Raw genomic sequence first — 22024 nt, forward strand, 5'->3', positions numbered from 1 at the left:
AAAGCACGGAGTACCGGATGCATTAAGCAAAAGGGCTTTGCCCCGTTCCGTTAGAAAGACCGGCCTCCACCCCTTGGATAGGTGTGACGAAGGAATGAGAGGGCTTAGACCCGTTGAGATATGGGAGCGAAAACCTCCAAGGGCGGCGTGGAGAATGCGTGCAGTAGATGGAATAAATTGGGGCAGCTATCTCCCCCTCTATTCCCGCATGCCTTCATGTAGCCGAAGTCAATCTAACGTCCCCTTCTCTTCTAGACTCCTCCCACAATGGGATGAAATCCTGCGAATAAGCGAGTATTCGCGAGAAAATTAAATCGTACCGAGGGAGCATAATGAGTGTAGAACTTGAATGGCTGACTGTTCATCTTCAAGAAAGAAAACCTGTTCCCCTTTGTTGCATTCGCAAATAAAATCCTTAAGACTCTTATACACTTCCAAATTGCCTACAACCGCCAACTTTATATGATAGTTCACGTATTTCTGTAGAATATCACCCGCTAATCTTGTCTTTAATTCGAAAAAATCCTCCGTAATGTTGGATTGGCGAATAACGATCTTATAGCTATCATGATTAAATTTAATGGACGCCATTAAGTCCAAAGCATCCTGGACATTTCGGATTAATATATCGAAACTTTCTACAATGGCTACCTTAGAATCATTTTGCTGATCAACCCTTATATTCATTATACGTCTCCCCTATACTATCGTAGATTTCTGTCCCATTGCTTTCAGCTTCACGGACATCGGTTCGATAAGGTCTGTAGTCAAGACTAAGTCACGTACCGTGGATACGATCTGCAGAAGCCACACGGCTATAGTCGTACGCCTGTGACCGTTCATGTTCAGCAGCCGCTAGTGACTTTTCAGCTTCGGCTATTTTGGCGTTCAGTTTCTTCTTCTCAGTGGTCGGATCTGTCTTCGAAGGGATGATAAAACCATATTAAAAAAAGAGCCTCTAGAATCGCTTCTAGGGCTCGTTTCGCATTTGGGTTTTTCCAAAATCAATACTTTTGCAGCGGTCTCCATAAAAGGGGCTTGTTTGGATAGTTCTCTATTTTTAAACCTAACCTCGCAGCTTCAAAATGAATTAACCTTGAGCAAAATTCTTCCTCGGCCATGTCTTGATTCACTTTTCTCATGAGCCTTCTTCGTTTCGCTTAATGGAAATATTGAATCAATCTCTGCTTTTAATGTTCCGTTGGCAAGTAATTGAGCAATGACTTGCAAATCCTCGGAGGTTGGAAACTTCGAATTAAACTTAGCTGTGACTCCATACTGTTCGGCCTTTTCAGCAGATGGGGGCTGCGTCAAGGAGACCAGTTTTCCGCCACGTTTCAGAACAGACCATGATCGATCCTCGTTATTTCCCCCAACCGATTCGATGACTAAATCTACGTCCTTGACTTTCTCCTCAAACGGTGTGGTCGTGTAATCAATGACCAGGTCCGCACCCAATGACTTTACAAAATCCAGATTGGCGGTTGAGGCAGTAGCAATAACCTTAGCGCCTTTCCACTTAGCCAACTGTACAGCAAATTGTCCTACTCCGCCAGCGGCAGCGTGAATGAGTACCGTTTGACCGGCTTCTAATTCGCCTTCCGAAAATAATACCTTCCAAGCCGATTCTGCACCGCCTTTAATAGTTGCCGCATCCTCAAAGTTCAAGTTTTCCGGCATGTGAACCAAATCATTTGCCGGGGCAATGCCATATTCTGAGTAGCCTCCATTTACATTTCCAAAAACGCGATCGCCTTGCTGAAAACCGGTTACACCTTCGCCGACGGCTTCGACGATACCCGAAACAGCTGTTCCAGGAGTATAAGGCAATGTTTTAATAAATATCTCTTTCAGCCAACCGTTACGGATCTTCCAGTCTAGAGGAATGGCTGCAGCGTAAGCAACTTTGACAAGAACTTCTCCAGCAAGCGGTTGAGGGCGTTTAATTTCTTCGAGTTTCAAAACATCCGGTCCGCCGTACTTACCGACTTGAATTGCTTTCATTAAGGATTCAGTCATTTGTATCTCTCCCAAAGATTATTTTAAAGCAGTGTCTATTTGAGCAGCTACTTTTCTTGATAAATTTATTAATAGTTCTTTTTCTTGTTCTGAAAGGTTCTCTATCGTGACTCTCTCCAGTATACTCCAAGCTTCTAGAACTTTAGATTCAAATCCACGACCAGCCTCGGTAAGGGACACAATGGTAACCCGGCCATCTTCGTCTGAACGGTTGCGGGTAATCAATCCCGCCTCTTCCAGCCTGCGGACAGATTTTGCAATGGTTGAGTGATCCAGACGCAAGGTCCTGCCAAGGGAGTTCTGCGACTGGCCGTCCTGCTGGAACAGCTGCATGAGAATGATTTCTTGTCCCGGAAAGAGGCCTGTCTCGCGAATCAATTGGGAAGCCAGTGCGCGATGCGAACGCCCAAGAGCAAAGATCGAGAAGCTGATCGGAAATTGCTTCTCTGCGCCAAACTCTACTTCGGGTAATTCATTATCGGGAAGTTTCTTTTCTTGTTTCATAGATATCCACAACTTTCTTAAGCTTTATCCTGTTCAGCAAGCGTCGGATAGTCGGTGTACCCTAGGCTGCCTCCTGCATAGAGCGTAGCACGATCCGGTTCATTTAGCGAGGCACCGGCTTTAAATCGTTCAATGAAATCAGGATTAGCCAAAGCCCAAGACCCGATAGGCGCAATATCAGCAAGTCCTTCGTCGATGTCGATTGTAATATTTTCAAGCGGTCTGCCAGCACGGTTTACCAACAGAGCCGTTGCCCATGCCGATCGGATTTTGCGCAAAAGATCTTCGTTTCCGACATGTACGATGTGAAGATATGCTAGATTTAGCTTTGCCAATTCAGATACCAGGTATTCATATAACTCATTACCATTCGGACCTTCATCAAGACCACCCAAAGGTACGCCAGGAGAGATGCGGAACCCTGCACGGTCTGCGCCAATTTCTTCCACCACTGCTTTTGCCACCTCTATGGCAAAACGGGCACGGTTTTCAATGGACCCTCCGTATGCATCAGTCCGTATGTTTGCATTCTCCGCAAAAAATTGTTGAATGAGGTATCCGTTCGCCCCATGAATCTCTACTCCGTCAGCACCCGCCTGAATGGCTGCGGCAGCTGCTTTGCGAAAATCCTCGACGGTCGCTTTGATTTCTTCAACGCTCAACTCACGAGGAACTGGAATTTCCTGCAATCCTGCAAAAGTATACATTTGAACATCAGGTGCAGGAGCGATTGCAGAAGGAGCAACCGGCTGGCGATGATGAGGGGTGTTATCCGGGTGTGACATACGGCCCACATGCATCAATTGAATGAATAGGTGACCGCCTGCATCATGTACTTGATTAGCGACTTCACGCCACCCGGCAATGTGTGCATCTGTGTAAATACCAGGAGTAAACAAATACCCTTGCCCATCATCAGACGGCTGTGTACCTTCGCTGATTAACAAACCCAATGAGGCGCGCTGCTTGTAATAAAGAGGGGTGAACTCGCCTGGTGTCCCGTCAGGCAGAGCCCGTCCCCGAGTCATTGGTGCCATTGCTAGACGATGAGAAAGCTCCATTCGTCCAATTTTAATAGGATTCCATATTTTTTCCATTGTTAACACTCCTTGTAGATAATGTATTGCCGGCAACATAAATATATCATGGATTTATGTGGTTGGCAACATATAATTGGATGTTAAGCGAATAATCTTATCGCTTCGGGGGAAAATTAATTCCGGTCATTGCGAGAACCGTTAACGCCAATACCCTAATTAGCCGTCCGATATCTCAATAAACGGCTCACGAAGACTGTGAATATGAGCAAGGAGATCGCTACTGAAGCGGCAGCGACAAGGAACAAGACCTGATACCCCGTGTATTGAGACACCCATCCGAGCATGATCGCGCCAAGCCCGATTCCGAGGTCAAATGCGGTCATGAAAGAAGCATTTGCTGCCCCTGCCCGGTTAGGACGTACAAGGCTCAAGGTTGCTGATTGAAGAGCTGGTTGTGCTGAGCCGATTCCAATTCCAAATAAAACCGATGAGGCAATCATGCCGTATAAACCATTTGACAAGCTTAATACCAGCAAGGCTGCAATTGTAACCGTAAGAGCCGGTACAACCACAAATACCTCGCCATAGCGATCTGAAAGTTTTCCCGTAATCGGCCGGATTATAGTAAGCGTTGCTGCGTACACCAAAAAGAAAGTGCCTGGATTAACCTTGACCGATTCCGCAAAGAGCGGCAAAAATGTAATAATTCCGCCATAAGCGACGGCCATAAAAAAGATCGCAGCCATGATGGATAAAACCGATTTTTCAATAAAATCGATTCGCCCTGCGGCAGCTTTCGGTTGAAACGGCGTTTTTGTCATAAGTGCCAAAAGCATTGCTGCCGCAGAAAGGATCGTACCGAAAAGGAACAGGCCGTTGAAAGAATAGTTCCACAGGACCCAGATTCCCAGCAATGGACCAATCGCCATCGCCACGGTCATCGCCATACCAAACCAACCCAAGCCTTCTCCACGGCGCGAGGGCGGAATAATGTCCGTAATCGCCGTTCCTACAGCTGTTGTGGAGAAAGCCCAGCTTGCTCCATGAAGCACCCGTAATGCCATCAAAACCACGATGCCGCCTACCCAGCCATATAAATACATCGACAAACCAAAGAATAGCAGCCCCGAGACAATAAACGGACGCCTGCCGTACCGATCCAGCAATCCTCCGACAATCGGACGAAAAATAACGGCAGACAGCGTAAACATTCCCACGGCCAGTCCAATCTGCGATTCGCTGCCGCCTAACTGTTTAATAAAAAGAGGCAGTGTCGGAACCAGCAAATAAAAACTGGTAAACAGAAAAAGCATTCCTATAGTCATAAGAAAAAATGGCTTTGTCCACAAGCGGTCCATAATTACCTCCCCCCGCTGATCGTACCTGATTTCGAGGCTGCTGCATTTAAATCCGACAAGAAAGCGACGATTATCGCTTGACTTAATGTTCTCATTATGGGCATTTCAAGTTCTGTAACCGTAAAAGCATCCCCTTTCTGAAGGGTAGTATTACCCACTTGAACCGTTCCGTTCATCACGTATACAAAGGGGCTCATACCTTCAGCAACGGGTACTTCAAGTTCTGCTCCTGCATCCGCGTGGATATCGAATACCAGGACTTGATTGCGAAATTTAAGAGGGGCATCGGAAGCTTCCGGTCCAGCCACCAGCTGCCATGTGCCATTGGTATAATCAACCGGACGATCGTAGAATTGAACACCCGGCGGTAAATCCTTATCTCTAGGCCTGACAAAAATTTGCAAACCTTCAAGGTCTTCGCCCGAATTCGTTTCTTCGTGGGAAAAGCCGCTTCCGGCATTCATCAACATTAAGCGTCTGCGTGTAATGTTCTCCGTAACACCGATTGAATCTTCATGAGTGACCTTGCCGCTGATAAGATAGGTCAGGATTTCATCGTTGAGGTGTTCATGCATAGGGACCATGTTATTTGCTCTAAGAGTGGCATGGTCAATAACGCTAAGCGGCCCGAAAGCAGGATCAAATGCCGGTACCCCATATACCTTGCCTGGTCTCATACGTCTAATTTGAAAGGGGCCGCCTCTTCCCATTGTTGGACTTTGATGAGATTTTAATATTTTAATCATAACTGTCCGCTCCTTCATGATTCTAATTGGAATTCAGTCCTAACAACCATATTTTGTTGCCAGCCACGTAAATATAGCATAAATCAATGTGGTCGACAACATAAATTAACGTAAGTCATGCGCCCCATTCACATCACCACGTACTTCAGTGATGTTTAGAAGATCATTTCGTCTGTCCTATCTGCTGTTGAATGGCTCAATATAATATTTGGTATAGTGGCATAGTTAAATCACAATTTCTCGATATTTGCTATCCATTTATATTCTTGCACCACAACCATTTTGTTTCTGTTTCATCTTATGCTTCATACTGAGTGCCTCTTTTCGTATGTGGGTTTAGTTCTTGCCGGAACGTTTCCCAGTATACTAGAGGCGCTTTTTTCTTTAAAAGCTCAAATTACTTCATTAAAGGAATGGCTCCTTTATAGTAATGTAAGTGCAAGCTGGAATAGCTAAATATCTTCACTATTTTCTCTGAACACCACGAACCGTTCATTGAAAATAAAATAAACCGGAACCCCCTATTTGGAGTTCCGGTCTCATAAACACTAAACAACTTCATTCAACCGCCCATCCCGAAACCGCACAATCCGCTTCGCCTGCTGCGCAATCAATAAGTCATGCGTAATCAAAATAATCGTCCGACCTTGTTCATTTAATCTCTTTAAAATGTTTAAGATCTCCACACCCGTCTTCGAATCTAATGCTCCCGTAGGCTCATCCGCCAAAATGATCGGAGGATCTCCTGCCAACGTTCTCGCAATCGCAACACGCTGCTGCTGTCCGCCAGATAACTCTGATGGAAAATGCTTCTTACGATCCAGCAAGTCCACCGCTTCCAGTGCATGTAAAACGAGCGGCTCTCTTTCCTTTTTGCTCATTCCCCGATAGATCAAAGGCAACTCCACATTCTCATAGGCACTTAATCTAGGCAGCAAGTTGAAGCTTTGAAAAACGAAACCAATCTTCTGATTACGAATCTCAGCAAGCTGAGAATCCTTAAGCACGTTTATTGCTTGACCATCCAGGTCATAAATTCCTTTATCTACAACATCCAAACACCCGATGATGTTCATCAGCGTGGATTTGCCGGAACCTGATGGTCCCATGATGGCCACGAACTCTCCATGATCAATATCTAACGAGACATCATCTAATGCTTTAATCGTTTCCTCGCCCATCGTATAATACTTACTGGCATTTTCGATATGAATTAACGTCATAATCTTCACCTCCATTACTTGCACAATGTCCAAATAAATGAAGTATCTGATTCATAACCCTTACCGTTTCGCCTTATAAAACTCATGATACAGCTTCATCAGCGCCCGCTTCTCAATCCTCGACACATAGGACCGGCTGATGCCGAGCTCCTTAGCAATCTCCCGCTGCGTCCGCTCTTCCCCGCCAAGCTCCAGCCCAAACCGCCCAACGACGACTTCCTTCTCCCGATCATCCAATATCTCCAGATTACGGTAGATTTTGCTCTTCTCTATCTTGAGCTGCACCTTATCCACGACATCATCGGCTTCCGTGCCGAGAATGTCGATGAGCGTAATTTCATTCCCCTCTTTGTCCGTTCCGATGGGATCATGCAAGGACACATCTTTGCGTGTTTTCTTTAACGAGCGAAGATGCATAAGTATTTCATTTTCTATACAGCGTGCTGCGAAGGTTGCCAGCTTCGTCCCTTTGTTGGGAGAGAACGACTCGATGGCTTTGATCAATCCGATCGTCCCGATCGAAATCAAATCCTCTAAATCTTCTCCTGTATTGTCGAATTTTTTGAGGTTGTGAACACGAAGCAACGTAATTCCCTCTAAAATGGAACAAAGAGCTGCAGAGTGGCAGCTCTTTCTAAGTTCAACTATCGTTTCCCGTTAGCCGTCCATGCATCCCTTGCTCTGCACCACAGAGCATGAAAGTTAGTCCGTTCTTTCATGGTAGTTTCCTGTATATAGATTGTTTTCGGCTTTGTAAAAAAACGAGCCCCTCAGTACGATGGAAGTACGCTACGGGTCAAAAGCCCTTTAATTCCATCATCCAGGAGGACGCTCAACTATGAAGTTGTAGTTTAAGTCACAAGCAAAATCAACTCATTGAAAACATACAGTTAATCATATTGTTGTTGGTATAGACATTGCTCAGGAGGCCCACGTTGCTAGAGCAGTTAACTTCCGCGGAGTCGCGCTCGGTAATCCTTTAGAGTTTAGTAATGAAGGAGATGGTTTCAAATCCCTCGACCGTTGGATTCGCGATAAGGTGAAAAAGGTTCATTGATACATGAATAATATAGATATATTTAATAAATTTGTTATACATTTGTTAAACCTATATACAATATTTGAAATAGAAAAAATGTTAAAAAATAGTCGGTACCATTCCCCCATCCATACGGATTGGAGAACCTTTAAATGCGGATGCATAAGGACTACATACAAATGTAGTTAGTCTACCTATTTCAATAGGCTTGATAAATCGCTGTATTTCAGATTGAGGTAGGTTTGTAGTCATAAATTCTTTCTCTTTTTCTGAAAAAGTCATATCTTCATTAGGGTACATACCCTCAATTATTTGATGCACATTTTCAGAGAGTGTTGGTCCTGGCATGATCGTATTGACTGTAACTTCTGTTCCTTTTGTTAATTTAGATAAGCTTTTTGACAATGATAATAGCATTGACTTTGTCATACAGTACTGCGGCATTAGTCCTGAAGGCATAATTGCCTCTTCACTCGCAATAAAGATAATGCGGCCATAATCATTTTTCAACATTTTAGGCAAATAAAATTTAGATAATCCATTTGCAGCAAGAACATTAGTACGGAAGTATTTTTCCCATACTTCATCGTCAACGTCCTCATATCGCATAATTTCATAAATACCCATATTGTTAACTAAAATATCAATATTTGGGTATTTTTTAAATAAAGCTTCTCTTTGCCCAATATCCACAATATCGGCTGTAGCATTTTGAGGAGAGGTAGCCGGGAATTCCGACTTAATTTCATTTACTGTTCGTTCTACCTCTTCATAATTTCGTCCATTAATTAGTACATTAACACCTTCTTTGGCAAGTTCAATGGCAATTGCTTTACCTATACCTTTCGTAGATCCTGTAACTAAAGCTGTTTTATTGTTTAATCCCATATCCAAAATACATTTCTCCTTTTAATTTAGCTGATTAGTAGTCATTTTTAAAACAGTCTTGTGCTCCGGATAGTGATTATATTACCTTGTCTGGAATGTTCAGTAACTAGCATATTACGCCAAATTTCTTGTTTAACACGCCAAATGTTAAAACTCAGTATATACTAGCTCTCTGTAGAAATGGTTAGGTTGGGAATTCTATTAATGAATAGTCGGCATTCCTAGCCGTCCTTCTGATATCGAGTTTGTACCTAAATGTTCAGTACGCCAATTTGAAGGAGTATCACCTTCCCAAAGGCGGAAGGCGCGGTAGAACGAGTTCTGGTCTTCATATCCAATCAAGAAAGCCACTTCTTTAATATCGAGCGAGGGGTCTGCCAAGTACTCTCGTGCCTGCTCATGTCTAGCTTGTGTCAACAGATGCTTGAAGCTCGTGTTTTCGTCAGTAAGCCGGCGCTGCAAGGTACGATCGCTCATACCCAATTCCTTTGCGACAGCCTGAATGTCGGGGCGCCCTCCTGTGAGGCTACGTTTCATGATCCATTTGACCATCTCGGTAATTGAGCGGCTGCGCTGCTGTTCATTGAGCGATCGGTCCAGAACGGGAGTAAGGATTTCCATCAACTCTTCGTTGTACGAGACAAAGGGGCGGTCCAGATCTCTTCGATGTAGCGTCAACCGGTTACATTTTGCACCAATCTGGATACGGCAGCCGAAGTAAGCTTCAAGGGCCTGTACATCGCCCATTGAGTGCGAAAATTCGACGAACCGCGCCGTCAACGGTTGACCTGTGCCCCGGCGCCCAAGCTCCAGAAGAAATGCCAGCGTGATACCAACCAGCATCGGCGGACAGGGTTGCTCGGTATACAGCCATTCCAGTTCGATTGTACAGTGCTCACCCTCTTCGGTGACACGTAAGCTTTCAGGGGGGCACAGTTGTTTGTACCGGGCCATTCGGTTAAGAGCGTCGCGGTAGTCACGAGCGTGGTAAGTCGCTAAGACGGTCGGTGGGTACTGTGCTGTTTCAAAGACGGTCGCAAGCTTGATGATTCCTTCGGCTGTGTCACCAATGAGATCGGAATAAGCCTGCCAGATCGCGAAATATTGGGCGGTGGTGACTACACCTGGTTCAGTAATAATGGTGAGCGGCAGTCGTGCTTTGCGAACTACGTCGTAGGCGACAATCCCTAATTGACGTAATCCTGCCCAAAATCCTGGCGGGATTTTAATACGGTCAGAGGTATAAGACGTCATACACATGGGCCTCCTTTAGCTACTTACACATTCATTAGTTTTCGTTGTGATTGGCGTCCTGCCTTGTTGACGGGACAGCTATTAACGCCGGTCACCTGCTTAAGGTCACCGGCGTTTTTTTACACCCCGTATAATCTCATATCTGTCATTCAAATCAAAATCGTTGCTTAGAAGGAAAAATTCGTGGGTTAAACTCATACAAATCACCTGGGTTAGCCCGTGTTAATTTATTGGTCTTACATAAACTATATTCACACATATTGGAACTAACCTGCCCTTGTGCCGGCTGCCTTCATGTCGTGATTGAACTATAGTTCCCCGAGGGAGCGGAACAACACCTTTAAAGTTAATGCCTCGATATTTTTTGGGGCTGCTAATTGAAATTCTAATGAGATAGCTTCGAGGAGCAGCATTTGTCGACCCTACAATTCGTTAAACGCAACGTTAATTCAAATTTCTCAGCCATACGTATCGCCACTGAGCTACATTAACAATCAGTGCAGAAATAACAGGACCCAAAGCACTACCAAGAGCTAAGCCTGTAGCCATCATTCCCAATGCTTTTCCTCTACGTTCTGGAGCGAAATAGCGCACTGGGATTAGTACCGCTGTTGCGGGTATAGCACCAGCTCCGACTACTTGCAGACACCTTCCCATCAGTGCCATCCAGAAGGTTTGGGAAACAAGGCCGATCAAGGGAACCAATCGTAAAAATGACCAATCCAAACGTCAGTAAATTTTTGAGCTTGTATCGATCTGCTAGCTTCCCATACGTTACCGTTCCGATCGCATAAATCAGACCGTAAGAGGAAGAGAGCCAGCTTACCTCTGCAATCGTAAGGTGAAACTCTTTACTAATGTCGGGAAGTACATAGTACACTCATCGATGAGAGGGTAACTGTAAACATCACGATACGCATTAATGTTTCTCCTGTTTGCTCTGTCCCTTTTGTTTCCATGATCGTGTAAACCCCGTTATCCATAATGTCTAGATTCTATTTCAACCTTTTCAACCAAGAAGCAAGGGCTTTCCCAACCTCATCAGGGGCATCTTCCATTGGATAATGAATTCCCGGCACCGAGACTTCTGTCTGCTCTGGCCAACTGCGGCAAAAATCTAAGTGAGATTCTGGAGCTCTTCCATTTTTGGTATGAATGAATAGTTTTGGAATGGGACTTTGTGCTAACCAATCTCCATTAGCTGTGATAATTTCGGCCACCGCTGAATCGCTATCAAAAGGAAGTTGTCGTGCCCAAGATAACATCGGACGACGCCCCTCGCCTGGTTCGATAAAGGGACGGTGATACTGCGCCACCTCTTCCTCCGTCAACTCACGTAAAATACTAATGGGAAGATTGACATTGAGAAAAGAGTTTTGTTCCAGTATCATCTTTTCTCCTTCTGAAGATTGCAATGCCTGAAAAATTTTACGCCCTTGTTCTGAAATCTCGCTCCAGCTACCCGGTTTGAAAAATGCTTCCGTATAAACAATGCCGTCCACAGCGCTAGGATGCCGCCGTGCCCAATCAAATCCCAAAACCGAACCCCAATCGTGTACTACGAAAGTGATATTTTTATGGATTCCAAGTTTGTCGAGAAGCTCATCGAGATATTTCCGATGCTCAAAAAAGCTGTAGGAGTCAGGACCGCTAACTGGTAATTTATCAGAATCTCCCATCCCAATTAAATCAGGGGCAATGCAACGCCCATATTCTTGTGCATAAGGAATAATGTTACGCCAGAGATAGGAGGATGTTGGATTACCATGCAAGAAAACGATTGGATCACCACTACCAACCTCTACATATGCCATCTCTAAATCGAATACTTGATTTCGCTTTTTCTCATAGGGGAATTCCTCGTTAATCATTTTTCATCTCACCCTTCAATTTTATTTGATCATATTTAGAACGCGCGATTTCAATGGCACAAGCAATATCTTGCTCGGTATTCAAATAAACGGATACCCAGCCTGAATCGGGATACATATGATGTGGACTTGCCTTCCCTTCTTCAATCCACCGATCGCGTTCGGATTTCGACAAAAGCAGGTCGAACAAGCGGTTGCCGTGAAGATGCCCGATTTCCGTTTCGTTTAGCTGAATTTCCACCCCTCCGAACCGATGAGGATGCTTTGTAACGCCAGCCCAAGTCAACAGCTCTTCTGTCAAGTCTGTTCTCCCGTACCTGCTCATCTTACGTCTCCTCCTGCTCGGTCAGATTGCGAAGCACGATTTTCAGCAAGCTTACTAACAAGTCATACTCTGCATCGGTAATACCTTTCCGCGTTTTGTTCTTAACGCGGGCCAGCGCTTCCTGCACCTTAGGTATCACCTCACGTCCCGAGTCCGTCAAATAGAGTAGATGATAGCGGTTGTCGGCGGGATCGACTTCCCTCCGTACGTAACCTTCTGCTTCCAGCTTGGTAATCGCTTTGGCAGTAGTCGTTTTGTCAATGAGCAGTTTCTTACTTAGCTCCTTCTGAGTGATTGGTTGCCGAAACGCAATCGCCATCAGAAAAATATACTGTCCGCTTCCGATTCTATATGGTGCCAACTCGGCTGAGATCAGTACCTGCATGTGTCGGTAGATGGCTGAGATGTATTGACCGTGCGATTCCGCTGCGCCCTTGTCATTCTGCCTCCAATGCTCGCTCACATTATCCCCCCTTTAATAGGATGTTATTGCAACTAATTTCATGATACACCGAATAGGATGTTATTGCAACTATTTTATTTTGTAAGACCTACCCAGATAGCCGAAAAATATGTTATCGCTTTGTTAAATCAAAATTCCGTATACGTGGTTCGTTACTTTGAATACCTACCCTTTTGGGTACAAATAGCGTGCTGGTTTCGTTACACAAATCTGCCCGTCCCTCGGTTTAATAAACAAAAGAGGAGCTGCGTCGAAGCAAGCCCCTAAAATATAGTTCTCCATTGTAAACAAAGAATGAAATACTTCGTTAAGATCCCTGCTTTTGTTGTTCTTTTAATCGATCCTCAATTATTTTACTCATATCAGTTTGAATCCATCGTTTTAAATCTGGCGATTTTGATCGAAAGATTTTATTATCATATGAAATGGTCACCTGATCGCTTACTGAAACTCCAGTAGCCATCCACCCGCTTGAGATAACGATTGATATGGGATCAATTGCATCGAAGATTCTTATTAATTTTCCATCTTTGGTCTTCATCACAAACTCATTCGGTCCACCGCCATGTGATATAAATTGGTTACGGGTAGGACCTATATATTCAGCATGTGAAAGCCAATATATAATTTTGGCGACTGTTATCTTTTGCATGTTATTATTTAAGTCCATTTGAATTGGCTGATTATTCGAATCTGGTGGTCCGTGTCCGCCAATATCTATTGCAGCTGAAACCACATCTTCAATGGCAGGAAACTCAACCATGTATTCCTTCTTTTTTTGACTATCTTGATATACCGCTAACCCAAAAGTTAAAGCTAAAAATATTACGAACGAGATTGAACCGATTTTATATTTCATTGTTATCCGCTCCCCTTAAATTTTTGACAGATAAAACATGGATATGTTTCACATTAGCCTTGCATCAAAGACGCGATGCTGGTTAGATTCTAGAAAATTAAATATTTAGGTATTTATTGAATTTATTCACAATCGGCATTTTGGTGTAAGCGCCAAAAAAGTGATATTCATATAAGGTGACGCATTTTACCATTTAATTGGTAATTAAGTGTATTGTTTTCCGAGTTTTAAAGTAATATAATCCGCTGCGGTAACTTGCATGAAGGTCCAAATCCATTTACCTTCTGCCTGCCTCGGGATTTCCGAGTGGGCGGACGAAATACCGCGTTCTCCAGTTCTTCCCACATCTTATACATGTAGGTCCTTACTAGTTTCAGTACTTGCCACTGTGTTTTTGGGGTCTGTAGATTAAGCTTTAGTAATAAGCTTACTGCAAAAGCAATCAGCGACAGAAACAGTTGGTTCCATACTCCGTCAGGATGGGATCCGTGCAGCTTTACAAGTTTCAGATGCTGCTTGACCCATTTAAAGAATAATTCTATCCGCCAACGGTTCTTGTAGATCAGCGCAATCTCATCGGCCGTTAAGTCCCATCGACTTGTTAGCACGCGGTATTGCCGTCCTGTTTCATCTGCAAAGGCAACCAAACGCGCAGGCTTCGTCGTTTTGTTCGTAAGGACGTCAACATCTTGTAGAATTCGAGTTTGGGCAGATTCTGACGATGGAATCGTTCGTTCCGTACCTGGTACCGGATGGAGTTGTAAGAGGTCGCGGACCCGAACAACAAACTGAATCCCGTCTGTTAGCCATTTCTCAACATGCTCACTCTTTTCATAGCCCCGATCCATCACATAAGTAACGTCATCTTCAAGGGTTAGTTCGAGTGATACCTTTGCTTCCCGAACATTTACCGTAGAGGCGATTACTTTATCAGGAAAGACGGTATCCGGGTCAGCTACTACCAGGCGGACATGCAGTCGAACACCCGTTTTTCGTGAGCCGCACCTTGCCCAGCTTCCAAGAAAATCCGGAAGTCTAATATCTGTGGCATCAATCAGATGTAATCTCCCGATGGAAGGAGAGAAACCATTACCATCCTTGGTTCTTTCTTGGATTTGGCCAATCAAATGGTAGAACAAGTCCTGTAGAGTGTCTGTGCACAGTGCCTTCGTTTCCCGGGATAATTGAGGACCGCTAACCGATGTCATACCAAAGATTTGACCTAGCTCAGGATGAGCTTGCAGTTGCTCCGTAATATCTTCATAGGACTTTAATTGCAGCAATTGTGCAAGAACGTGTAGCCCAATGGCTCTACCCGAGTACAATTTGTGAGTCCGATGATCGTCCCAGAAGAATCGCTGTTTGGGCAGGTTTAATACATATAAGCATTGACAAATGACTCGAATATTTTTATTGTTATCCATGGTGGGCTCCTTTTGTGGAGAATGATGGATAACGCGTCATTCTTAACAATAGGAGCTTTTTTCATAGACGTCCACGAAAATAAAACATAATATTCCTTATTTAGGAAATATTTTAAGCGAAATTTTCATGTCAGGTTTGATGCATGCGTAGTGTATGTTTCATTGTTATTACCTAATTACTTATTTTGTTATACTGCCCTTAACACAAAAGGCTGCACGCGGCAGCCTTTTGTGGTTTGTTCAACTATAGTTTCCGTTAGCTTAATGATATATCTTACCGAAAAGCCTGCCTAGAATTGTCTCCCAAACTGTTCCTTAAATAAGGCTCTGATTGGTTCTACGAAATCTTTATTGGTCTTGTAATATACATTGTTTACATTCCCTGATAGAAACCCAAATTTTTTAACTTCGCCTTCATATAAAGTAATTCCAAATACGTCCCCAGCCCTTACACCTTGATCCTTTTCAGGTATTAATTTAATATCTTTAATTTGGTTAAGCCAGTTTTGAATTATTGTCCGATCTGCTACTATTTTTCTTTCCCCTGAAGAACCATCAAACAATTCGACTCTATTTACATTTGTTAAATTCCCAGGATAAGCATCTGTTAATGTAATTGATATTAATTGAGTAGGTTTAGTTTGTTCAGAATATTTTTGTTGAGATGAACATGCACTCAGCAAAAACAAGCTTAAAATCGCAACGATTAAAAATTTTCTCATGAAATCCCCTCTTCCTTAATAACTACTAATCATTTAGACGTTCAGCATCCATAAAAGTTTCCATCATTTTACAGTATTTCTATCTTGGTTATTCCACTCTACTGCCCGTCCCTCGGTTTTAAGGGTTTATCTTACATTTACTCACTCATTCGCAGGATTTCGTCGCCATGTATAACAGCTGTGCTCCAGAAAGTAAGCTTATTAGACACCGTCGTTCCATGTTTGGATATGCGGGAACAGAAGAAACGTGTGGAACATTTCTCCAAGTGCTATTCTTCTGCACGCATACTCCACTTTCTCCTTGGTGTTCACCATCCCATGGCTCAACGGGTCTATGCCCTTACATTCCTTCGTTACACCTGACCAAGGCGTGGAGACCGATAGCGTTTAGCGGACGGGTCTGAAGCCCTTGCCGGGCAGTAGCTCGGTTCTCCGTGCTTTCTTTTTTGAAATCCTGCGAATGAGTCAATCTATGTGATCATTAAGTTCGTTTTAAGCAGCTTGCGTAAACGTTGGAGCAGCTATCTCAGGAGAAAAAGTTTCTCCTTTTTGAACAATACTAATGATGATTCGTGCCAGTTTTCCAAGCAGTTTAAATACAGACTGTTGCTTCTTCATATGCTTGATTTGAACATTATTCTCATGTAACTGTCGGAACACAGGATTATTCCCTACGAGCTGGATCGTGGCTAGATATAGATATTTTCGCAGCGTAGCATCGCCTCTTTTAGAAAGCACGATCTGTCCTTTACGTTTTCCCGACGTGCTTTCGGCTAGGTTCAAGCCGGCTTTACGTAATAATTGGCGCCCATGCGCATACTGTCTAAGGTCACCAGCACCTGAAAGAATAGCTGCCGTACAGATTGAGCCTAGTCCTTTGATAGATCGAAGCTGATCGGCCATAGGAATTTCACTGAGCAATTTTTGGATATCTTTTTCAATTTCATTTAGTATTTCAACAATCCGTTCGAACTCTTGCAAGAGTCGGTGTAAATCCTGATTCGCTTCATTGGGAGCAGTCTTGTCGCCTACACTTCGCTTAGCTAGAGAGATAAGTTGCGCAGCTTTCTGCATGCCAGTGGAACCACCGGCTCGCTGCATATGCGCTCTCCAAGCAGTGATCACATCAGATACGGACAGAGACTCTATATCCTGCGGAAATGGGAATTCCTTAAGCGTAGCCAAGGAACGTTTGCAGGTCCAATCTTTAAACACAGAAAAATATTCAGGGAAGCGAATGTCTATCCAGCGGATGATTCGGTTCTGCAGCCGTACACTATTTGTCACCCAATATTCCCGATCACTCATCATTGTTCTCAACCTTTGAAAGACTGCAGCTTGTCGAGAGTATTCATAGTAAAATCCTCGGCTGACCACGTCGGCAATGACAAGCGCATCCTTCGGATCATTCTTAGATGGACTATTGTCGTGATTCTCCTTGTTTCTTTTGGTGGTGGCCGGATTATTAGTTTCACCGTTGAAAGTTTTACTTTTGTTATTTACAAACTCATACAGATTATCTACAAAACTTTCCAGAATAAAGATCCTATGACCTTTTTTAACTAAGTGATCTATTGCTATTTTTGTCATTGTTGTATTGAATCTCTTTGCAGCTTCTCTCACTGTAATAAACCCTAATTCTTTTACTGTTTCATCTACGATCTGGTTTCTATTATTTTTTGCGGCTAATTCTCTTTGCTTTTTATAGTTCTCTAAAGAGGGTTTTTCGATTAGTATTAAGTTTTTAGAAGGTCTAATAACAATTATACCTTCCAGTAAACCTTCATTAATTAGTGCTGAAAAATTAATAGATTTCGTACCCAGGAGTTTACTCGCCTGAATTGCACTAATATATTTGCTGTTTAAGGTCGCATTTAAGAATTTCGGACCATTTCCTCCATCCCAAATATTTTGTATATACTTCATATATTCTTCGGTAAAAAATCTAAAACTAGGGGTTAGAGATAGTTTCTTCATTTCAACATGAAAACGTCCATAATCTCTTTTTAATCCCGTTAGAAGATGATATTTTTTAGGTATCTTTTTGAATTCATTCAAAAAATCATAAAATGATTGCGGCCAGTTAATAAAAATACCGAAAGCTTCGTTAACGATTTTATCATTAAATTGAACATCACTAGATTCAGTGAATGCAATTCTTCTCTGATAAAAACCATTTGAAATTTTTATAGATAAGAATATTATTAGGTACAATATTAAATCAATCTCTAACTTTTCAAATCCCTCTGAAATTTTTGGGGTTATCTGATTTTTATTTTTATTATTTTTTTTTGATATTAGTTGTCCTAAATCAGAATTTTCACACCCTATAATCAAATTGTTCGATATCATGTATCCACATTTGCATAAATCACTTAAAATATCTTGATTTGTCATATATCTATTACAATTTATGCATCTACACATTAATAAACAATTATGAATATGACATCTTGTATAAATATTTATATCCCAAATTTTCCTATAATAAATACTTTCTTTTAAACATAACGGACAGAACTGTTTTTTTACATTTCTAATAGCAAATCGCTCAATTGTATTTTGAATTACTGAATTTGAATTTTTAATATTCAAAGATAAGTCGTCAAATACAACTTGATTAATTCCAGTAATTTCAGCGAGAATGGATGTATCTATTTTTTCATTTCCCAGTTGAAATCCATGGGTACGTATTTTACTAAGATCTATTCCTAGCACCTCAAATATCCAAGCTTTATCATAGTTATTTACATTAGCTAATCGATAAATATAGCTAACTAAACTTTCATCTTCATAAACTTTGGGGACAAATAGCAATTTCTTAGTATTCATAATTCCTCAGCTCCATTAATTCTACGATTATTATGAAAATGGGCAAACGAAAAATATTATCGTTTGCCCTGTTGTATATTTATTCATTATTTCGTATAAAAACAATTTCTAAGGAATATTGCAACAAATCGTTGTGATGTTTCATAAATAAATATAAAACGGAGTCCGCAAACCCGCGCGGCTCCGTTTATTTTGTTTCATAATTATTTAGATTTTGCCTCTAGGTATATCCAGTCAACACTTCTGTTTCAAAATTAATTGCAATAGAGATTATACAATTATGCAATTTATGCATAATTATTCATGAAATTAATTAACCTTGAAAGTTGCCCATTTGAGGGACCAAATTTGAAATGGCAAAGTGTGAAAACCAATTGAAAAATGAGGATTTATAATAATGCAAAAAAGCACATTAGACTTGCACGCACTGCAACAAGTGCAAGTCTAAAAACCGCAACTGGATTAGCAAAAATTTAAGCTCATTGAAAGAGATTCCTTAACTTTCATTGTACCAATGATAATAAACATCAAATACAGCATCTAGCAGTAGCCTGTTATACCAAGTGGGAGGAGTCCAGTAATACCCTTAAATATAATCTTCTCTCTTCCCATCATAAACAGCCCCACTCCAATAGAGTAAGGGCTGTATCCATTATTCAAATAGATTTGCTATACCGAGAATGCATTATCCTCATTCGCAACAGGGAGATTTTTACTTTTCGAGTTATCAAACTGATTCTCGCTTTTCGAAATCACAACCGTCGCGACGGCGTTGCCGATCATGTTGGTGATCGCCCGTGCTTCAGACATAAATCGGTCGACACCGAGGAGCAGAGCCATACCTTCGATTGGAATAATATGACCCGGAAGGGCAGTCAATAAAGATGCTGTAGCAACGAAAGCAGTACCGGAGACACCAGCGGCTCCCTTAGAGATAAGCATCGCTACACCAAGCATTGTCAGTAACTGAGCCCAGTTCAGATGTACGTCGAAAGCCTGAGCGATGAACAATGGCGCCATAACCATATAGAGTGAGCTTCCATCAGGGTTAAAGGAGTATCCCGTTGGAACGACGAGGCCAACAACAGATTTAGAGCAGCCATATTGTTCAAGTCGTTTCATTAAACTTGGCAATGCGGATTCAGAAGAAGATGTTCCTAAGACAAGCAATATTTCTCCTTTAATGAATTTAAGCAAGTTAAAAATGTTAAACCCGAAGTATCGCGCGATCAGCCCTAGAACGATTACGATAAATAAGAACATAGTGATATAGACACAAGCCATCATCTTCCCTAACGAGAAGAGAGAACCGATTCCGAACTTACCGATCGTGAAAGCCATTGCGCCGCCTGCTGCTAAAGGCGATACGCGCATGATGATGCCAACAATTTTAAAGAAGACCTCATTGAGTCTTTCGAGAAGATCTGTTAACGGTTTTGACCTTTCCTTCAATGGCAGAAGGGCAAAAGCGAACAGAAGTGCGAAAAATAATACAGGAAGCATGTCGCCTTTAGCAAACGCGCCAATAACATTATCAGGAACAATATTCACGAGGAAATCAATCCAGCCTTGCGAGGCATCATTTGCTTGCTTCGTAATCTTGGCTACATCCGCAGCAGCTTTGCCTAACTGGCTGGTATCCATACCTTTGCCAGGCTGAACGAAGTACATCACGGAGACGCCAATAATCATGGCAAGTGTTGTTACAAGCTCAAAATAGAGCAGTGCCTTTCCACCGATGCGGCCGACCTTTTTTAAGCTGCCCATGTTGTTTATGCCTATGACAATAGTTAGGAATACAATGGGGACGATAACCATTTTAATTAATTTAATGAACACATCGGCTAGCACTTTCAGTTGTACACCAAATGTAGGGAAAATCTGTCCAATAAAAACACCGATAATAATAGCAATAATTACTTGTACCGTTAAGTTTTTAAGATTGACCCTCATGCTAATCCCTCTTTTCTTATTTTGTAAGTGTTTCACATCATTTCACATCAAAATGAATCCGCTTACATTAATAATTCATAAAAAAGAGGGCATTATGTTCACTCTAAAGTAAACCGATGCCCTCCCATGCTGCTCCTCAGGTTGTTCCTAGTCTAATCCAGCGTCCGATTCGAGTGATTTAATTAGGGCTGCCCATTCCAGATCCCCCCAGCCGCGTGAGATTCCCTCCAAAAAGTGGTTTCGTACTAAGTCAGCAATTGGCAGTGGCGTAGACACAGCCTCCGCCGCTTGCAGCATAAGCTTTACGTCCTTCAGACCTAGTTTCATTTTGAACCCGGCCGGTTCAAAGAGACGTTCATTGATAATTCTTCCGTAATTTTGATAAATCGGGGAACGGAAAAACGAATTTGCAACCTCTAAGAACTGCCCAGAATCTACGCCATGCTTACGCACGAGCACCAGAGCTTCTGATAGTGCCTCAAGCATGGCGATAATGAGGAAGTTGTTCGCGAGCTTGACGACGTTGGCCATTTGAACCTCATCTCCGACTACGAAGATATTTTTTCCTAAAGCCTCCAAAACCGGCCAAACTTTCTCACGCGCTTCTGCCGGACCGGCTACCATGACGCGAAGTTCAGCCGCTTCCGCTGCATCCGGACGGCCCAAAACGTTAGCGGAAACGCACTGTTGACCGTGAGCTTGGTGAGCATCGGCCATCCGCTTCGCTAGATCAATGCTGATCGTGCTTGTAGATACATGGATCCCCCCTGATGGCAGTCCTTCCAAAATCCCGTTTGTGCCAAAAACAACTTCTTCCGCAGCGGCATCGTCCGCTAGCATACTAAGAACAATACCTGCCTCACGAGCCACTTCAGCAGGCGTCGCGCAAAACTTAGCACCTTGCAAGATCAATGGATCAGCCTTGGAAGCTGTGCGATTATAAACCACCAATTCATGTCCTGCTTTAAGAATGTTTTGAGCCATGGGAAACCCCATGTTACCTAGACCTACGAATCCTACTTTCATTTTCTTCACTCCCTCAATAAATTTTGATATAGAAATATTAAATAACTGTATTAATCAACCTGCACATAACCAGCTTTCTTTAAAGAAGGAGCACCGCCATAGAGCCATACGGTTTCCATTTCTTCTGTCGGATGTGTATTTTTGAAATAATGTCTTTCTCCTTTTGGAACAAACAGCAGGTCTCCTGGACCAATTTCAAATTGCTCGTCACCGCTGATCGCGATGCCATGTCCGCGAATAACATACAGAATCTCTTCCGCGTTCGGATGAGCATGGAGCTCATGAGCACCTCCTCCAGGACCGAATATGGTGTGTCCGAAAGTGGTATATTGAGATCCCATCGTATCTTCGGTACATACCCACTTAACTTCCATCCGGACCCAGCCCTCTTCACTTTTAAGCGTCTGGTCACTGCTAACTTCGCTGATATTAATTTTACGAACTGTCATTATGTTCATCCTACCTTTCTCTAAACCCT

At 42.7% G+C, this 22024-nt stretch carries 21 protein-coding genes and 2 pseudogenes; 1 reads left to right on the forward strand and 22 read right to left on the reverse strand.

Annotated features, from left to right (window positions below; translation table 11 throughout):
* Positions 1-309 precede the first annotated feature (309 nt).
* From QFZ81_RS24235 to sigK, 9 genes are all read right to left on the reverse strand, one after another.
* Positions 310-687, reverse strand: a complete 378-nt coding sequence (locus QFZ81_RS24235; protein WP_307605163.1) for a DUF4180 domain-containing protein — start codon at positions 685-687, stop codon at positions 310-312.
* Positions 688-699: 12 nt separating this feature from the next.
* Positions 700-843, reverse strand: coding sequence for a hypothetical protein (locus tag QFZ81_RS24240; protein WP_307605165.1), 144 nt, complete (start codon positions 841-843; stop codon positions 700-702).
* Positions 844-1080: 237 nt separating this feature from the next.
* A complete protein-coding gene (locus tag QFZ81_RS24245) occupies positions 1081-2019 on the reverse strand; it encodes an NADP-dependent oxidoreductase (RefSeq protein ID WP_307446207.1) in 939 nt (312 codons plus the stop codon).
* An 18-nt stretch (positions 2020-2037) separates the two neighbouring features.
* Entirely contained in the window at positions 2038-2523 is a 486-nt protein-coding gene (locus tag QFZ81_RS24250; RefSeq protein WP_307605167.1) for a MarR family winged helix-turn-helix transcriptional regulator, read from the reverse strand.
* A 17-nt stretch (positions 2524-2540) separates the two neighbouring features.
* Positions 2541-3620: an alkene reductase gene (locus tag QFZ81_RS24255; protein ID WP_307605169.1), complete on the reverse strand. Its 1080-nt coding sequence runs from the start codon at positions 3618-3620 to the stop codon at positions 2541-2543.
* Positions 3621-3775: 155 nt separating this feature from the next.
* Positions 3776-4921 carry an MFS transporter gene (locus tag QFZ81_RS24260; protein ID WP_307605171.1) on the reverse strand — a complete coding sequence of 382 codons (1146 nt, stop codon included), beginning with the start codon at positions 4919-4921 and terminating at the stop codon, positions 3776-3778.
* A gap of 2 nt (positions 4922-4923) precedes the next feature.
* Positions 4924-5667, reverse strand: a complete 744-nt coding sequence (locus tag QFZ81_RS24265; RefSeq protein ID WP_307605173.1) for a pirin family protein — start codon at positions 5665-5667, stop codon at positions 4924-4926.
* Between the two features lie 548 nt (positions 5668-6215).
* Positions 6216-6890 carry an ABC transporter ATP-binding protein gene (locus QFZ81_RS24270; protein ID WP_307446222.1) on the reverse strand — a complete coding sequence of 225 codons (675 nt, stop codon included), beginning with the start codon at positions 6888-6890 and terminating at the stop codon, positions 6216-6218.
* 60 nt (positions 6891-6950) lie between these two features.
* The gene (gene sigK, locus QFZ81_RS24275) at positions 6951-7493 is read right to left on the reverse strand and encodes an RNA polymerase sporulation sigma factor SigK (protein ID WP_307607021.1); all 543 of its coding nucleotides are present in this window, start codon (positions 7491-7493) and stop codon (positions 6951-6953) included.
* A gap of 272 nt (positions 7494-7765) precedes the next feature.
* On the opposite strand from sigK, the pseudogene QFZ81_RS37610 reads away from it, so the two are divergent.
* Positions 7766-7923 (forward strand): annotated as a pseudogene (locus QFZ81_RS37610) (IS110 family RNA-guided transposase); the annotation flags it as partial.
* 105 nt (positions 7924-8028) lie between these two features.
* Here QFZ81_RS37610 and QFZ81_RS24280 read toward each other — a convergent pair.
* From QFZ81_RS24280 to QFZ81_RS24340, 13 genes and pseudogenes are all read right to left on the reverse strand, one after another.
* Positions 8029-8823 carry an SDR family NAD(P)-dependent oxidoreductase gene (locus QFZ81_RS24280; protein ID WP_307440902.1) on the reverse strand — a complete coding sequence of 265 codons (795 nt, stop codon included), beginning with the start codon at positions 8821-8823 and terminating at the stop codon, positions 8029-8031.
* Between the two features lie 195 nt (positions 8824-9018).
* Complete coding sequence (locus QFZ81_RS24285) at positions 9019-10071, reverse strand: helix-turn-helix transcriptional regulator (RefSeq protein WP_307605175.1); 1053 nt, start codon at positions 10069-10071, stop codon at positions 9019-9021.
* A gap of 462 nt (positions 10072-10533) precedes the next feature.
* Positions 10534-11030 (reverse strand): annotated as a pseudogene (locus tag QFZ81_RS24290) (MFS transporter); the annotation flags it as partial.
* 36 nt (positions 11031-11066) lie between these two features.
* Complete coding sequence (locus QFZ81_RS24295; protein WP_307605177.1) at positions 11067-11942, reverse strand: haloalkane dehalogenase; 876 nt, start codon at positions 11940-11942, stop codon at positions 11067-11069.
* The gene (locus QFZ81_RS24300; RefSeq protein WP_307440899.1) at positions 11935-12267 is read right to left on the reverse strand and encodes a luciferase domain-containing protein; all 333 of its coding nucleotides are present in this window, start codon (positions 12265-12267) and stop codon (positions 11935-11937) included. Before QFZ81_RS24300 ends, QFZ81_RS24295 begins: the two co-directional genes overlap by 8 nt.
* 1 nt (position 12268) lies before the next feature.
* Positions 12269-12730 (reverse strand): MarR family winged helix-turn-helix transcriptional regulator, encoded by a 462-nt coding sequence (locus QFZ81_RS24305; RefSeq protein ID WP_307440898.1) that lies wholly within the window; start codon positions 12728-12730, stop codon positions 12269-12271.
* Between the two features lie 307 nt (positions 12731-13037).
* Positions 13038-13589: a hypothetical protein gene (locus QFZ81_RS24310; protein ID WP_307440897.1), complete on the reverse strand. Its 552-nt coding sequence runs from the start codon at positions 13587-13589 to the stop codon at positions 13038-13040.
* A gap of 227 nt (positions 13590-13816) precedes the next feature.
* Positions 13817-15013: an IS4 family transposase gene (locus QFZ81_RS24315; protein WP_307605180.1), complete on the reverse strand. Its 1197-nt coding sequence runs from the start codon at positions 15011-15013 to the stop codon at positions 13817-13819.
* 290 nt (positions 15014-15303) lie between these two features.
* Complete coding sequence (locus QFZ81_RS24320) at positions 15304-15735, reverse strand: hypothetical protein (RefSeq protein ID WP_307440895.1); 432 nt, start codon at positions 15733-15735, stop codon at positions 15304-15306.
* A gap of 492 nt (positions 15736-16227) precedes the next feature.
* Positions 16228-18567 (reverse strand): TniQ family protein, encoded by a 2340-nt coding sequence (locus QFZ81_RS24325; RefSeq protein ID WP_307605182.1) that lies wholly within the window; start codon positions 18565-18567, stop codon positions 16228-16230.
* 669 nt (positions 18568-19236) lie between these two features.
* The gene (gene dctA, locus QFZ81_RS24330; RefSeq protein ID WP_307440891.1) at positions 19237-20520 is read right to left on the reverse strand and encodes a C4-dicarboxylate transporter DctA; all 1284 of its coding nucleotides are present in this window, start codon (positions 20518-20520) and stop codon (positions 19237-19239) included.
* 147 nt (positions 20521-20667) lie between these two features.
* The gene (locus tag QFZ81_RS24335; protein ID WP_307440890.1) at positions 20668-21546 is read right to left on the reverse strand and encodes an NAD(P)-dependent oxidoreductase; all 879 of its coding nucleotides are present in this window, start codon (positions 21544-21546) and stop codon (positions 20668-20670) included.
* A gap of 50 nt (positions 21547-21596) precedes the next feature.
* Positions 21597-21995 (reverse strand): cupin domain-containing protein, encoded by a 399-nt coding sequence (locus QFZ81_RS24340; protein WP_307440889.1) that lies wholly within the window; start codon positions 21993-21995, stop codon positions 21597-21599.
* Positions 21996-22024: the final 29 nt, after the last annotated feature.

Origin of the sequence: Paenibacillus sp. V4I9 (genome assembly GCF_030817295.1) — a bacterium.
Classification (GTDB): domain Bacteria; phylum Bacillota; class Bacilli; order Paenibacillales; family NBRC-103111; genus Paenibacillus_E.